Annotated in this window: 15 protein-coding genes; 8 read left to right on the plus strand and 7 right to left on the minus strand. The window is 50.2% G+C overall.

The genetic code is table 11. The annotated features are described in order from the left end of the window. Positions 1–115: 115 nt before the first annotated feature. Positions 116–922: a DUF4198 domain-containing protein gene (locus DQM57_RS05035; RefSeq protein WP_111727174.1), complete on the plus strand. Its 807-nt coding sequence runs from the start codon at positions 116–118 to the stop codon at positions 920–922. A 59-nt stretch (positions 923–981) separates the two neighbouring features. On the opposite strand, the gene DQM57_RS05040 is transcribed toward DQM57_RS05035, so the two are convergent. Beyond that, positions 982–2,247 (minus strand): Glu/Leu/Phe/Val family dehydrogenase, encoded by a 1,266-nt coding sequence (locus DQM57_RS05040; protein ID WP_111727655.1) that lies wholly within the window; start codon positions 2,245–2,247, stop codon positions 982–984. Positions 2,248–2,643: 396 nt separating this feature from the next. On the opposite strand from DQM57_RS05040, the gene DQM57_RS05045 reads away from it, so the two are divergent. The 4 genes from DQM57_RS05045 (at position 2,644) to DQM57_RS05065 (ending at position 4,754) form a co-directional block, all read left to right on the plus strand. After that, positions 2,644–3,351: a phosphoglycolate phosphatase gene (locus DQM57_RS05045; protein WP_111727175.1), complete on the plus strand. Its 708-nt coding sequence runs from the start codon at positions 2,644–2,646 to the stop codon at positions 3,349–3,351. A 71-nt stretch (positions 3,352–3,422) separates the two neighbouring features. Beyond that, positions 3,423–3,884, plus strand: coding sequence for a recombination regulator RecX (gene recX, locus DQM57_RS05050; RefSeq protein ID WP_003674699.1), 462 nt, complete (start codon positions 3,423–3,425; stop codon positions 3,882–3,884). Positions 3,885–3,957: 73 nt separating this feature from the next. Beyond that, the gene (locus DQM57_RS05055; RefSeq protein WP_003674702.1) at positions 3,958–4,119 is read left to right on the plus strand and encodes a hypothetical protein; all 162 of its coding nucleotides are present in this window, start codon (positions 3,958–3,960) and stop codon (positions 4,117–4,119) included. 152 nt (positions 4,120–4,271) lie between these two features. Further along, positions 4,272–4,754, plus strand: coding sequence for an acyl-CoA thioesterase (locus DQM57_RS05065; protein WP_003674703.1), 483 nt, complete (start codon positions 4,272–4,274; stop codon positions 4,752–4,754). A 119-nt stretch (positions 4,755–4,873) separates the two neighbouring features. On the opposite strand, the gene DQM57_RS05070 is transcribed toward DQM57_RS05065, so the two are convergent. From DQM57_RS05070 to DQM57_RS05095, 6 genes are all read right to left on the minus strand, one after another. After that, the gene (locus tag DQM57_RS05070; protein WP_111727657.1) at positions 4,874–5,887 is read right to left on the minus strand and encodes a peptidoglycan DD-metalloendopeptidase family protein; all 1,014 of its coding nucleotides are present in this window, start codon (positions 5,885–5,887) and stop codon (positions 4,874–4,876) included. Positions 5,888–5,989: 102 nt separating this feature from the next. After that, on the minus strand, positions 5,990–6,736 hold the full coding sequence (gene surE / locus DQM57_RS05075; protein WP_111727176.1) for a 5'/3'-nucleotidase SurE: 747 nt from the start codon (positions 6,734–6,736) through the stop codon (positions 5,990–5,992). 13 nt (positions 6,737–6,749) lie between these two features. Further along, positions 6,750–8,306: a TerC family protein gene (locus DQM57_RS05080; RefSeq protein ID WP_003674714.1), complete on the minus strand. Its 1,557-nt coding sequence runs from the start codon at positions 8,304–8,306 to the stop codon at positions 6,750–6,752. A gap of 227 nt (positions 8,307–8,533) precedes the next feature. Then, a complete protein-coding gene (locus DQM57_RS05085; protein ID WP_111727177.1) occupies positions 8,534–9,319 on the minus strand; it encodes a fimb protein in 786 nt (261 codons plus the stop codon). A 109-nt stretch (positions 9,320–9,428) separates the two neighbouring features. Further along, complete coding sequence (locus tag DQM57_RS05090; protein ID WP_111727178.1) at positions 9,429–10,862, minus strand: NAD-dependent succinate-semialdehyde dehydrogenase; 1,434 nt, start codon at positions 10,860–10,862, stop codon at positions 9,429–9,431. A 193-nt stretch (positions 10,863–11,055) separates the two neighbouring features. After that, positions 11,056–11,436 (minus strand): MliC family protein, encoded by a 381-nt coding sequence (locus DQM57_RS05095; protein ID WP_111727179.1) that lies wholly within the window; start codon positions 11,434–11,436, stop codon positions 11,056–11,058. A 493-nt stretch (positions 11,437–11,929) separates the two neighbouring features. Between DQM57_RS05095 and DQM57_RS05100 the strand changes: the two genes are divergently transcribed. The 3 genes from DQM57_RS05100 (at position 11,930) to DQM57_RS05110 (ending at position 14,872) form a co-directional block, all read left to right on the plus strand. Continuing rightward, a complete protein-coding gene (locus DQM57_RS05100) occupies positions 11,930–14,011 on the plus strand; it encodes a carbon starvation CstA family protein (RefSeq protein WP_111727180.1) in 2,082 nt (693 codons plus the stop codon). Further along, complete coding sequence (locus DQM57_RS05105) at positions 14,001–14,195, plus strand: YbdD/YjiX family protein (protein ID WP_039853870.1); 195 nt, start codon at positions 14,001–14,003, stop codon at positions 14,193–14,195. The genes DQM57_RS05100 and DQM57_RS05105 overlap by 11 nt, the downstream gene beginning before the upstream one ends. Positions 14,196–14,311: 116 nt before the next feature. Continuing rightward, entirely contained in the window at positions 14,312–14,872 is a 561-nt protein-coding gene (locus DQM57_RS05110; protein WP_111727181.1) for an rRNA large subunit pseudouridine synthase E, read from the plus strand. Positions 14,873–14,891: the final 19 nt, after the last annotated feature.

Below are 14,891 nucleotides of genomic sequence, written 5' to 3' on the forward strand. Positions count from 1 at the left end.
ACAAAATATATATAAAACAAAATCTTATTTATAAATAACAAACATCCTTCACATATAATTATAATGTGTTATATTATAACATTATTCTAAACCCATCCTGATATGAGGACTTATCATGAAGAAGACATTAATGCTGCTTGCCGCATCCGCACTATTTGCCACATCCGCACACGCCCACCGCGTCTGGGTTGAAACCGCCCACACACATGGCGGCGAATACCTTGAAGCAGAATTAGGTTACGGCGAGTTTCCCGAATTGGAACCCATCGCGCGTGACCGCCAGCATATCTTCAGCAAACCGATGCAGCTGGTTACCGAAAAAGGTAAGGAAAACATGATTCAACGCGGCACATACAACTACCAGTACCGAAGCAACCGCCCCGTCAAAGACGGCAGCTACCTCGTCATCGCCGAATATCAGCCTACTTTCTGGTCAAAAAACAAAGCAGGCTGGAAACAGGCAAACATCAAAGAAATGCCTGATGCGGATTATTGCGAGCAAACCCGTATGTTCGGTAAAAACATTGTCAACGTCGGCCATGAAAGCGCAGATACCGCCGTTATCACCAAGCAGGTCGGACAAAACCTTGAAATCGTCCCGCTGGACAATCCTGCCAATATCCATGTCAGCGAACGGTTTAAAGTACGCGTACTCTTTAACGGCGAACCGCTGCCCAATGCAACCTTAACGGCAACCTTTGACGGCTTCGACACCAGCGACCGCAGCAAAACGCACAAAACCGAAGCACAGGCATTCTCCGACAGCACAGACGACAAAGGCGAAGTAGACATTATCCCGCTGCGCCAAGGCTTCTGGAAAGCCAGTATCGAACACAAAGTCGACTTCCCCGATCAAACTGTGTGCCAAAAACAGGCGAACTACTCGACTTTAACCTTCCAAATCGGCCATTCGCACCATTAATTCCGTCCAAACAAAAATGCCGTCTGAAATGGTTTCAGACGGCATCCTTCATTCAAACATCAATACCAGCCGCGCAGTTTCATCGCTTTTTCAACACGACGGATACTCATCATGTAAGAAGCGGTACGCAGGTCGACATCGTATTCTTGAGCCAAGTTCCAAATATCGCGGAACGCACGGCGCAGGACAACGGTTTCTTTCTCTTGAACTTCGTCAAATTCCCAGTAGTAGCCTTGCAGATTTTGTACCCATTCAAAATAAGATACCACCACTCCGCCGCAGTTTGCCAAAATATCAGGAACAACCAATACGCCGTTTTGACGCAGGATAACGTCGGCTTCAGGAGTAGTCGGGCCGTTTGCGCCTTCAACCACGATTTTCGCACGGACTTTGCCGGCGTTTTCGGAAGTCAGTTGGTTTTCCAATGCGCAAGGGGCGAGTACGTCCACATCCAAAGCCAAAAGTTCGGCGTTGGTAATTTCTTTGCCGTAGCCCGCTTCATTGGTAATGAAGCCTTTTTCTTGGAACTCTTTAAACAGAGCTTCCATATCCAAACCGTTTTCATTGTAGATAGCAACGTCAACAGTAGATACGGCAACGACTTTCGCGCCGGATTGATGTGCGTAATAGCCTGTGTGGTAGCCGACATTACCGAAGCCTTGAATGGCGTAAGTGGCACCCTTCACATCTTTGCCCAGTTTTTCCAAAGCTTGGACGGCAGCGAGGTTCACGCCGTAACCGGTAGCTTCGGTACGCGCCAAAGAGCCGCCGAACTCAACCGGTTTACCGGTAAACACGCCCGGTGCGGAATGTTTCACCACGTTTTCATAGGCATCAACCATCCAAGACATGATTTTGCCGTTGGTGTTCACATCAGGTGCAGGAATGTCGATTTTCTCGCCAATCAGCGGAGAAATGGCTTCGGAATAAGCGCGTGCGATGCGTTCCAGTTCCGCTTCGGAATAATCGCGCGGATCCAAGGTAATGCCACCTTTGCCGCCGCCGTAAGGAATACCGGCCACGCAGCATTTAATAGTCATCCAAATTGACAGTGCTTTGACTTCGTCCAAATTCACACCAGGATGGAAGCGCACGCCGCCTTTATAGGGGCCGACGGCGTTGTTGTGTTGCGAACGGTAGCCGGTAAAGGTTTTAACCGTGCCATTGTCGAGTTTGACAGGAAAGGTAACTTCCAAAACGCGCTTCGGACTTTTCAGGATTTCATAAACAGTCGGGTCGGTTTTCAGTTGATCACAGGCGGTTTTCACCTGTTTGCGGGCGATTTCAAACGGATTGAGGGTTTCTTTTACAGCAGCATGAGACATTTTGCTTCCTTTCACAAAAAGATTTTCAGCCATCACAGCTATAACTATAACCAATTTCCAAACAAAATGTAATAGCATGTAGTCCAAACCGAGGGATTTAATTAATCTATATATGATTTTCTTTTCCATGCTGCATGAAAAAAAGCCGGACACTGCCACTAAAAAGTGGTTTTTCATCTTGAAATAGAATGTCCAATTAAATAAAAATATAGAAATCTTTTTATTTTTTAAAAATTTAATCGATATATTGCAAACCTGCCAGCCACCCCGTCTAAGCAATGAGCCGACTACCCATCATCACCATTGAGGTCCATTATGATTGTTAACAATCCATACATCGCACCCCGGCTCAAACAATGTTAAAATAAACTCTTGCAATCTACAGAAAGCCAAACTATGAACGCTGCCATCGAACACGTCCAGGCCGTTGCCTTTGACTTGGACGGCACACTGTGCGATTCCGTTCCCGACCTTGCCGCAGCAGCAGAAGCCATGTTGGAACACCTCGGTATGAAACCGCTGCCTGCCAAAGTGGTAGAAAGCTACGTCGGCGACGGCATCGGCAAACTGGTTCACCGTGTTTTAACCAACGACCGAGACCGCGAAGCCGATCCCGAACTGTGGGAAAAAGGTTTTGTATCCTATATGGAATACTACCGCGACCATTTAAGCGTCTTCACACGCGCCTACCCCGAAACTGAAGCCGGGTTGGCATTGCTCAAATCTTTGGGCATCCCGCTGGTAATCATTACCAACAAAAACGAAATCCTTGCCGCCGAACTGTTGAAGCAGCTCGGACTTGCCGACTATTTCAGCCTGATACTCGGCGGAGACAGCCTGCGCGAAAAAAAACCCAGCCCCCTGCCGCTTCAACACGCTGCCGAAGTTTTAGGAATTGATGCCGCCAATATGCTTATGGTCGGCGACTCGCGCAACGACATCATTGCCGCCAAAGCCGCCGGCTGTCTGAGTGTCGGCGTTACCTTCGGTTACGGAGACATGACGCTGCTCTCGCAAGATGATGCGACCCGTCCCGACTGGATTATCGGCTCGCTGCCCGAAATTTACGAAAACCTGCAACCGCAGAAAAATAAAGAAGAATAAACAACGCATTCAGGCGACGTAGGAATCCGCCCCTATATCGTTTAAATGCCGCCGCATACTGAAACTGCCTCATGAAAGCGCAAAAATCACTCCGAGCCCGAGCGATGGACATCCTGTCCCGTCAGGAAGTCAGCCGTCTCGGGCTGAAGCGCAAGCTCGCTCCCCATGCCGAAAGCGAAGAAGAGTTGGAAAACGTCTTGAACGAATTTTCCGAACGCAACTGGCAGTCGGATTTACGCTATGCAGAAGCCTATATCCACAGCAAAAGCCGTAAACACGGCTCCCTGCGCCTGAAACAGGCCCTGGCTCAACAGGGCATAGACGAAGAGACAAGCCGAAAGCTGCTTCCGGACAGGTTGAGCGAAAAACAGACCGCCATGGACGTGTTGCGTAAAAAATTCAAACATCCGGCCGCCGACCTTAAAGAAAAACAAAAACAGGCACGCTTCCTCGCCTATCGCGGTTTTGATGCCGATACCGTTCAGACGGCATTGAAACATGCCTGGGATGACGGCTGGGAGGAAGACTGCTGAACTGAATCCTTGAATCTTTTTGCATGACGGCGTAACCTTACCTCCATTTCCAACTTTTCCGATTGAGAATAAAATGTCCGAACAATCCGAGAAAAATCACAACCCGCTTCTTGAAGATGAACGCAAAAACCCGGTTTACCGTATGGGTCAGGCAGTTGCCGGATTCATGCTCGTCGTTTGGGCCGCCGTATTGGCACTTGTGTTTTTCCTAGTCTTCCGTTTTTGGCTTTCCTAAACAAAATGCCGTCTGAAACCTTCAGACGGCATCGGCAGCCCATTTCGGCAGGCTATCCCATCATAGCTTTTTTTAGCTTGAATTCCACTTTCCCATTCCCTAAAATTTTTCCGCACCCATTTCAAAATACCCTTTCTTAAAACAGGTACACTATGACACAACAACGCCAACTGCCTTCCCACGAACTCATTATGTCCGAACTGATGATGCCGGACACCGCCAATTTCAGCGGCAACGTACATGGTGGCGAACTCTTGCGCCTGCTCGACCAGGTTGCCTATTCCTGTGCCAGCCGTTACAGCGGCAACTATTGCGTAACCCTTTCAGTAGACAAAGTCCTGTTTAAAGAACCCATCCATGTCGGTGACCTGGTTACTTTCTACGCCAGCGTAAACTACACGGGGCGTACCTCTATGGAAATTGGCATCCGTGTCGAAGCACAAAACATCCGTACGGGAGAAATCCGCCATACCAACAGCTGCTACTTCACCATGGTTGCAGTCAAAGACGGCAAACCCGTTCCCGTACCGCCACTGGAAATCCTGACCGACCGTCAACGCTGCCGCTACGAAAAAGCCAAAAAACGTAAAAACATCAGCCTGCAAGCCTCTGAAGACATGTCCTGCGGCTGCTGACGGCGGCATCCGAAACAGGCATATAGGCCGGTTATCGCCGTCAACCCAAACTATCCTTAAATAAAATGCCGTCTGAAAAGCTTTCAGACGGCATTTTTAGCCTGATTTCAAACAGAAAGTCAGAACGGGATATAGCTGTTCGGGTTAACCGGCTTACCGTTTTGCCGAACCTCGAAATGAAGCTGTGTTCTTGAAGCATCGGTATTGCCCATCAAGGCAACCTGCTGCCCGCGTTTAACCTGCTGACCCTCTCCGACCAGCAACTTTTGATTGTGTCCGTATGCGGTCAGGAAAGAAGAATTATGCTGAACGATAACCAGGTTTCCATACCCCCTCAAACCGGAACCTGCATAAACTACTTTGCCGTCTGCCGCCGCCAAAACAGGCTGTCCCGCATTTCCTGCAATATCAACACCCTTGTTGCTGCCTCCGAAATCGGCAATCACTTTGCCTTGCGTCGGACGCTGCCAAACAATGCCGCCGACCAAACGCGTACCGGATGACGAAGAGGCAGAAGCCTGTGAAACAGCTGGCGCAGGAGCAGAAACTGCTTTATTTTCTACAACAGGAGCAGTAGGTTGCGTCGCTGTTTGTACGACAGGTTGCGCAGCAGGCTTCACTGTCGGCTGTGCAGCGACTTGTGCGGCAGGCCTACTTTCTGCGACGGCGGTTTTCGGTGCGGTATATCCTGCCGGTTTGACCTTTACGACCTGACCGATGCTAAGCGTATTATCCGCCATCCCGTTCCATGCGCGGAAATCTTCTTGGGAAACATGATAGCGTTTGGAAATATTGTATACCGTATCACCGCGCACGACCGTGTGCGTCGCCGCATTGATGTCGACAGGTGCATAAGAAGGAATATATGCACCCGAAACCGCCGGAGAAGGCGGCACATAAGCAGGAGGCGTATAAACCGGCGTACTTTGCACCGGCGGCACATAAGGTGCATCGTTGGCAGGAGCAGGACTGTACGGCGTTGCGCCATAAGGGTTGTTGTAGACCGCCGCAGACTGTACAGCCTGCATTCCTGAATTTCCTGCAATGACGGGGGCAGGCTGTTGGGTGGCACAACCGCCCAACAGTGCGGCAACGGAGGCACAAGCTGCCAAAAGTGTCGTTTGTTTCAACATAAGATAACCTTCATGTTCCGATATATAGCCTGAATGCACTATATCATAATAAAAATGCGCGTTCTTCTCAAGCGCAAAGCCCATCCGCCTTTGAAGAAAGGCTTAGTCCACATGCCAAAAAGCCGCCGTATCCGCCATCTCCGAATAAGCGGTCAGGTCAATTTGCAGCGGCGTTATGCTGATAAAGCCTGCCGCGCATTCTCCGAAATCCGTTCCCTCTTCATTATCGGAAATCCTGCCGACCGGACCTATCCAGTAAATCTGCTCACCACGCGGATTTCGCGACGGCACAATACTCTGCTCGTGATGCCGCCTGCCCAAACGGGTAATCTTAATTCCCCTGATTTCATCCGGGGCGACGGCAGGAATATTGATATTCCATAAAACCGGTGAGGAAGGCGGATTCTTGAAAAAATGCGCCAACACCGCCCACACAGCCTTCTCTGCGGTTTCCCAATAGCGTCCCGAACTGTCATTCAAGGAAAAAGCCAATGCGGGAATACCCATCAGATAGGCTTCGGTTGCCGCAGCCACCGTTCCCGAATAAAGCGTGTCATCCCCCATATTTGCGCCACGGTTGATGCCTGAAAACACGACATCCTGCTTGAAGTCAGACAAGGCGGACTGACCGACATGGATACAGTCGGTCGGCGTACCGTTGACATAGTAAAAGCCGTTTTGCGCCTGCTTCACCTCCAAAGGCCGATCCAACGTCAGCGAATTGCTGACACCGCTTCTGTCGCGCTCCGGCGCAACCACCCTGACATTGGCGAATTCTGCCGTTACACGCGCCAAAATGGCAATGCCTTCAGAAAGATAGCCGTCGTCATTGGAAATCAAAACATTCATTTCTTATCCTGAATCATTCTTCGGAGAGTTTGGTAATCCTGACCCGTTCGATGCGCTGTCCTTCCTTCTCGACCACTTCAAACCGCCAACCGTGAAAATCGGCAAAATCTCCGACATCGGGAATATTTTGCAGCTCTTCCATAATCAACCCTGCAACCGTATGGAAATCGGCATCTTCCTCCTGCTGCGGCAAATTAAGTTGAGGGGCAAGTTCGACATATTCTAACGAACCTTCCACCGTCAGGCTTTCGTCGGGATTTTCTTGAACGGACGGCTCTTCTTCCCGTTCGAATTCTTCAGGGAAATCGCCGGCAATGGTTTCAAGCAGGTCTTTCATGGTTGCCATACCCAATACCGCACCAAACTCGTCTACGATGAGGGCGTAATCCGCACTGCTTTGCCTAAAGAGCTCGATTGCCCCCAGCGCAGTGGTACTGTCTGGCAATACGAGCGGTTGGCGCAATGCCGTCTGAATGTTAAGTTCCCCTGTTTCGAGCAGTTGGGCAAGCAGGTCTTTTTTATTGACATAACCCAACGGCTCGTCAACACCCGCCTTACCGACAACAAGCAGGCGACTGTAAGGCGTATTTTGCAGTTGGGCATACTGTTCTTCCCGGCTTTGGGAAATATCCAGACGCTCGATGTCGCGCCGAGGAATCATGATGCCCGGAATCGGACGCTCGGCAAGCGTTAAAACACTGCGTATCATCGATTTTTCGTTTTCTTCAAAATGGGCGTCGTCTTCGGCTTCATTACCCGCCTTGGCCAGCACGCTCTCGCGTATACCCATCATACCCAAGACATTTTCAGCAGTCCGTTTGCGCCAAGAGCTGCTGATATAGTCGTTCTTACGGCTGTTCCTCTGTGAAATCTGGTTAAACAGTTCTATCAGGATGGAAAAACCGATAGCGGCATAAAGATAACCTTTAGGGATATGAAAATGGAACGCTTCTGCAATGAGACTGAAACCGATCATCAACAAAAAACCAAGGCAAAGCATCACGACCGTAGGGTGTCTGTCGACAAATTCGGTCAAGAGTTTGCTGGCGGAAATCATTACAGCCATCGCAACAACCACCGCACCCATCGCCACGACGATATGGTCAACCATCGCCACCGCAGTAATGACCGAATCAATGGAAAATACGGCATCCAGTATCAGGATTTGTACGACCACGCCCCAAAACGGCGCATGTTTTTTCTGGCTGTCGGCAACGGTGAAACGGTTATGCCCTTCAAGGCGTTCATGCAATTCGGTTGTGGCTTTGTACAGCAGAAAAATGCCGCCGGCAAACATAATCATGTCCTTGCCGGAAACAGAAAGGCTGCCGACTTGAAACAGAGGCCGGGTTAGCGTGATGATATGTGCCATAAAGGCAAGCATGATGATGCGGATAACGACTGCCAACCCCAGGCCGGTAATCCGTGCACGATCCCGCTTTGCGGGTTTGACCTTATTTGCCAAAATCGCCACAAATACCAGATTGTCTATCCCAAGGACAACTTCCAAGACCAAAAGTGTGGCAAAACCTATCCAAGTATGCGGTTCTGCCAACCAACTGAAATCCATGATTTTTGTATTCCTTAATGTTCCAACGCAGAAAGGCAGCCTGAAACGTTCAAGCTGCCTGAACAAACTGCATACGCAAAAAACAGCAGACGGAACAGCCGCCCTGCCCGCAGTATTTCATATATACGCATACCTTCCGTAAAAACGGGACACACAGTTTAACATCTCATATATGCAACGGCAAAGCAAGCCATGCCGTCTGAATCGGATTCAGACGGCATGGGAAGCTACTTGGAAATAAAACCGTCTATCGGCGCATAACCTTGAGCATTTCCCTGCTTGTCCATCACCACAATCCAATCTTTCTGCCTGCTACTGGTAAAAGGCAGGTAATACCAGTCTTTATCTTCAGAAATACCTGCCTGTTTCAAGATATGGGCGACCGTGGTCTTTCTTGCATAAGCCAGTTTTTTCAGAGGTTTCATCGCCTTACGTATCCTCTCCGCCTCTTGGTCGGAATAAGGCAGCCACTGATCCGGACGCATGCTCGGCTCTATGCCCTGCAACGACAACTCCAATGATTTGTTTTGCTCATCCGCATCGGCAGGTTCTTTCAGCGCAACCCGTCGGATACCGGACAACGACAGGCTCCGTAGCCCTTCCGGCGCATTGTGCAAATCCTCAACCACCACTTCGGCGGCGGTAACAATATTAATCCTGTCTTTTTCAAAAGCCTCTATCACAGGACGTGCCAAAGAAACACTGTGCAAACCGTACACCAATGCTGCAAACTGAATCATACCGATCAAAGAGAAATCAACCACACGCTCTTTGATTTTCTTTTTCGGACTGGCCAATATCAGCGTCAACAGGGGTCCGCATACAATATCGACAGCCACCACCAGCTTATAAAGCGACAGCCCTCCCGTCAGCTCGGCATAAGGATAAGGATACCAAACCTTAAAAACCAGCAATGCTGCCAGCCCTGCAACCGATAGGCTGATTAAGAGGTGCCAGCCCGCACTTTTCAAGGCAAAACGCCATCTCGAGACTGTTTTTCCGTTTTCCATCATATCTTAATTCAAATCAAAAATAACCGTAAAAACAGGGCGCATTGTACAACAGATAAAGACTCCTTAAAATGCGGCACCGTCTGAAAACCTGCCGTTCAGACGGCATCCGTCACCCGACATCAATACACAAATATTTCAATTCTAGATATTCGTCCGCACCGTATTTGCTGCCTTCACGTCCCAAACCGCTACGTTTCACGCCGCCAAACGGTGCTACTTCATTACTGATTAAGCCCGTATTGATGCCGACCATGCCGTATTCCAAGGCTTCGCCGACGCGCCATTGGCGGGCGGTATTGGAGGTGAAGAGGTAGGCCGCCAAACCGTATTCCGTATCGTTGGCGGCTGCGATGACTTCGGCTTCGGTTTCAAAACGGAACACTGGACACAAAGGCCCGAAGGTTTCCTCGTGAGCTACCGCCATTTGCGCCGTAACGCCGCTTAAAACAGTCGGCTCAAAAAACGTTCCGCCCAATGCGCTGCGTTTGCCGCCGGTCAGGCAACTTGCGCCTTTAGCCAATGCGTCGGCAATATGTTGCTCAACTTTTTCTACCGCTTTTTCCTCAATCAATGGCCCTTGGTTGACGCCTTCATCCAAGCCGTTGCCCAATTTGAGCGCCGCCACTTTTTCACTTAATTTGCGGCAAAATTCGTCGTAAATGCCGGATTGAGCGTAAACGCGGTTGGTGCAGACGCAGGTCTGACCGCTGTTACGGAACTTGCTGGCGAGCGCACCCTCGACGGCTTTGTCTAAATCGGCATCGTCAAACACGATAAACGGCGCATTGCCGCCCAGTTCTAAGCTAAGTTTTTTAATATCTGCCGCGCTATCGGCAAAAATTTTCGCACCTACTTCGGTTGAGCCGGTAAAGCTGATTTTGCGCACAGTCGGATTCGTGGCAAATTCATGGCTGATTTCCGAAGCACTACCGCTGACAACAGGCAACAAATCCTGCGGCACACCCGCTTCATAAGCCAGCACGGCCAACGCATACGCACTCAAAGGCGTGAGCGATGCAGGTTTGACTATCATCGCGCAGCCCACCGCCAAAGCAGGCGCAGCCTTACGTGCAATCATCGCAGATGGGAAGTTCCACGGTGTAATTGCGGCAGTAACACCGATAGGCTGTTTCAACACAACCAGTTTTTGCGATGCTTTCACACTCGTCAGCACATCGCCGTCAATCCGCCGCGCCTCTTCGGCAAACCAACGCACAAACGAAGCCGCATAATCAATCTCACCGCGCGACTCGGTCAGGCTTTTGCCCTGCTCCATCGTCATGAGACGCGCCAGTGCTTCTTTGTTTTCCTTTATCAAAAAATACCAACGCCACAACACATCGGCGCGTTCTAACGCAGTTTTTGCCGCCCATAATTTTTGCGCTGCCGCCGCCTTTTGAATCAACAACTTGAGGCCGTTTGAACGGGTTGTGCGGACAAACGCCAAAGTCTCGCCCGTTGCCGGATTATCGACTTTGATGCCGTCTGAAACCGGGGAAAGGGAAATATCGGGATGCGCAATCAGATATGAAAAATCATACATTTCGTTTCCTTATATACAGGGTTGCCGACTTTGGATATCCGTTTGATGAAGCAATATACCTTTTGCAGAAATCATCATTTTCATCCCCGAAAACTGCAAACCCTTCCATGCTGTCTGAAATATCCGCCCCAGACGGCATAAAATAGAAAACCGTCCGACACAATCGGACGGCAACCCGAACCATTTGTTCCGTTTAACGGATACGGCAGGAGGTTTCAACAACATTGCCGTACGCATCTGCAAAGCCGAAGAAGGCTTCGCCACCTTTCTGATGCCACTCGGCCCCATGTCCGAACAGACCGTTTTCTGAAGTATAACGTTCACCTGATGCAGCAACGGCGGAAGACAAAACAGCACGTTTGTCATCCAAACGTAATTCAACCTTTCCGCTGCCTAGCTGACGGACATGTACGGACAAACCGTTCTCACATGAGAATACCCCATCCGAAACCTGAGTAACCGTATGTTGAACAGGCTGCATAGAATCGTATCTGCCATGATGATGAATTTCAGGTGCGGCACAAGCAGCAAGAAGTAAAACCGATACGGCCGGTGTAAAGAATTTGATATTCATGAAAACTCCTCAATAAGAAACAAAATATAAATTAACCGCCCTGATTCCTTACCGACGGCTGTACCATACTATAAACAGATCCCCTTCTGCACAAGCCGGATAACTCGAATTTACCCAAAGTCCATGAATATACAGATTATATAATCCATCTTTAACATTCTGATATTACCATTCTGTCTGCCTATGCCTTCCGAATATGCAATCTCCCTCCCGTCACTCCGGCAGAAATGTAAAATTCCCTCAAATAGCAGGTAAAAACTATTATCACAGTGTCAACTTGCGTTAAAATTACCCACGCTGTTCAGTGGTTTTGCACATATCTTCCCGTTCCGTTTTTACGCGAAGGTAAGAATAGGTGCTCTGCTAAACCCACTGTCTCGGCCACTTTATCAATCAGTCAAACTCCGGTTTGTGTCGGCATCGGATTACGGGTAGCCAACCGTTACCTGTCCGCTCCGACATATCCCGACAGTATGAGATAAGGATTAATTCCATGAAATCACTCAAAACGTTCCTCATTTGGGGTATTGTGGTTTTGGTCGGCGTAGCGTCCTTTACCACTTTAGCCCTCAGTCGGGGCGAGCAGGTCAGCGCGGTATGGATGGTCACCGCCGCCGTATCGGTGTACTGCATCGCTTACCGTTTTTACAGTCTCTACATCGCCAAATATGTGATGCAGCTTGATCCGAACCGCCTCACGCCCGCCGAGCGGCACAATGACGGTTTGGACTATGTGCCGACACACAAAGGCGTATTGTTCGGACACCACTTTGCCGCGATTGCGGGCGCAGGTCCCTTGGTCGGCCCCGTACTGGCTGCGCAAATGGGTTATCTGCCGGGTACGCTGTGGATTATCTTCGGCGTAGTGTTCGCCGGTGCGGTACAAGACATGATGGTTTTATTCGTCTCCATGCGCCGCGACGGTAAGTCTTTGGGTGATATCGTCAAACAAGAACTCGGCACCGTGCCGGGTGTGATTGCGTCCATCGGTATTTTGATGATTATGGTCATCATCATGGCGGTGTTGGCGCTGATTGTGGTGAAAGCACTGGTTCACAGCCCTTGGGGTACGTTTACCATTGCAGCAACTATGCCGATTGCGCTGTTTATGGGTATTTACACCCGCTATATCCGTCCGGGCAAAATCGGTGAGATTTCCATCGTCGGCTTTATCCTGCTGATGCTGGCCGTAATTTACGGCGACAATGTGGCGCAAAGCTCCATCGGTCACTGGTTTGACCTTGACGGCATCCAGCTCACCTGGGCGATTATGATTTACGGTTTCGTGGCTTCCGTATTGCCGGTATGGCTCTTGCTGACTCCGCGCGACTATCTCTCTACCTTCCTGAAAATCGGTACGATTGTCGCACTTGCCATCGGTATCCTCATCGTAGGTCCTGCGCTGCAAATGCCTGCCATGACTCACTTTATCGACGGTTCCGGCCCTGTATTCTCAGGCGCATTGTTCCCATTCCTCTTCATCACCATCGCCTGTGGTGCGGTTTCAGGCTTCCACGCGCTGATTTCTTCCGGTACTACGCCGAAAATGCTGGAAAACGAAACCCACGTCCGTATGATCGGTTACGGCGGTATGTTGATGGAAAGTTTTGTAGCCATTATGGCGCTTGCCGCCGCCGCATCGCTTGATCCCGGCGTGTACTTCGCTATGAACAGCCCAGCCGCCCTGATCGGTACAGATGCCAATACCGCCGCCGAAGTGATTACCACCAAGCTGCAATTCCCTGTCGATGCCGCAACCCTGTTGCACACCGCTAAAGAAGTCGGCGAAAACACTATCCTTTCCCGTGCAGGCGGTGCACCTACCCTCGCAGTCGGTATGGCACACATTATGAGCCGTCTGATTCCGGGCGAAGCCATGATGGCATTCTGGTATCACTTCGCCCTGTTGTTTGAGGCCTTGTTCATCCTGACTGCCGTCGATGCCGGCACGCGCGTCGCACGCTTCATGATTCAAGACTTGGGCAGTATCTTCTACAAACCTTTCGGCAACACCGACTCCATCCCTGCCAACCTGATTGCGACCTTCTTCGCCGTGGCATTGTGGGGCTACTTCCTCTACACCGGCGTGACCGATCCGTTGGGCGGCATCAACTCGCTCTGGCCTTTGTTCGGCATCGCCAACCAAATGCTGGCAGGCGTAGCCTTGATTATGTGTGCCGTTGTGTTGATTAAGATGAAACGTGACCGTTATGTCTGGGTGGCACTCGTTCCTGCCGTCGGCGTACTGTTTGTAACCTGCTACGCCGGTCTGCAAAAACTGTTCCACAACGACCCGCGCGTCAGCTTCCTCGCCCATGCCGGCAAATACAGCGACGCATTGGCTAAAAACGAAGTCCTTGCACCCGCTAAAGACATCGGCGAAATGTCGCAAATCATCTTCAACGACCAAATTAATGCCGGTCTGACCGCATTGTTCCTCTTAGTCGTCGTCATCGTTGCCATCTACGGCGTACGTACCGCCATGAAAGCACGCAAAGTCGGCTGGCCAACCGCCAAAGAAATCCCGGCAGTGTACCGTGACGGCAAACAACCGGAGGCACAAGGTGAAGCGTAAACTCGCTGCTTGGTGGGAAACCGCCAAACTGACCGCCAACCTCATGGCAGGCGTGCCCGATTATGAAAACTACGTTGCGCAACAACGCAAACATAATCCCAACGCCCCCGTCATGACCGAGCTGCAATTTCAAGACTACTGCCGCAAACGCCGCTGCGGTGCAAACGGCGGACGCTGCTGTTAAACCTGCTTGAAAACAAATGCCGTCTGAAACCAATTTCAGACGGCATTTTATCTTGAAGTTCCACACCAAAAGGCAAACGGCTACAATATCCGGCATCAAGCCCCTATAGACCAACCATGAAAAACCTCATCATCTTTAATAAACCCTATGGCGTTATCTGCCAATTTTCACCACACGAAAAACACAAAAGCCTGAAAGACTTTATCGATCTTCCCGGTTTCTACCCTGCAGGCAGGCTGGATACCGATAGCGAAGGGCTGCTACTGCTGACCGACGACGGCTGGCTTCAGGCAAAAATTACCGACCCCAAATTCAAACACCCCAAAACCTACTGGGCTCAACTGGAGGGCGTACCCGACGAAACCCGGTTGGAAAGGTTAAGAAAAGGAATAGACTTAGGCGATTTCGTTACCCGTCCGGCAACCGTCCGCATCTTGAAACACGAAGAAACAGATCCGTTATGGGAGCGTATCCCTCCGATACGCGTCCGCAAAACCGTCCCCGATTTTTGGATAGAAATCACCATCTCTGAGGGAAAAAACCGCCAAGTCAGACGCATGACTGCCAAAGCAGGATACCCCTGCCTGCGCTTGATCAGAGTAGCCAGCGGCAGACTGAAACTATTTGATTTGGATTTAAAACCTGGGGAATGGATATACGCTCCGTTCAAGCCATAAAGCCGCATTGCCCTGCCAT

The organism is Neisseria cinerea, from assembly GCF_900475315.1.
GTDB lineage: Bacteria > Pseudomonadota > Gammaproteobacteria > Burkholderiales > Neisseriaceae > Neisseria > Neisseria cinerea.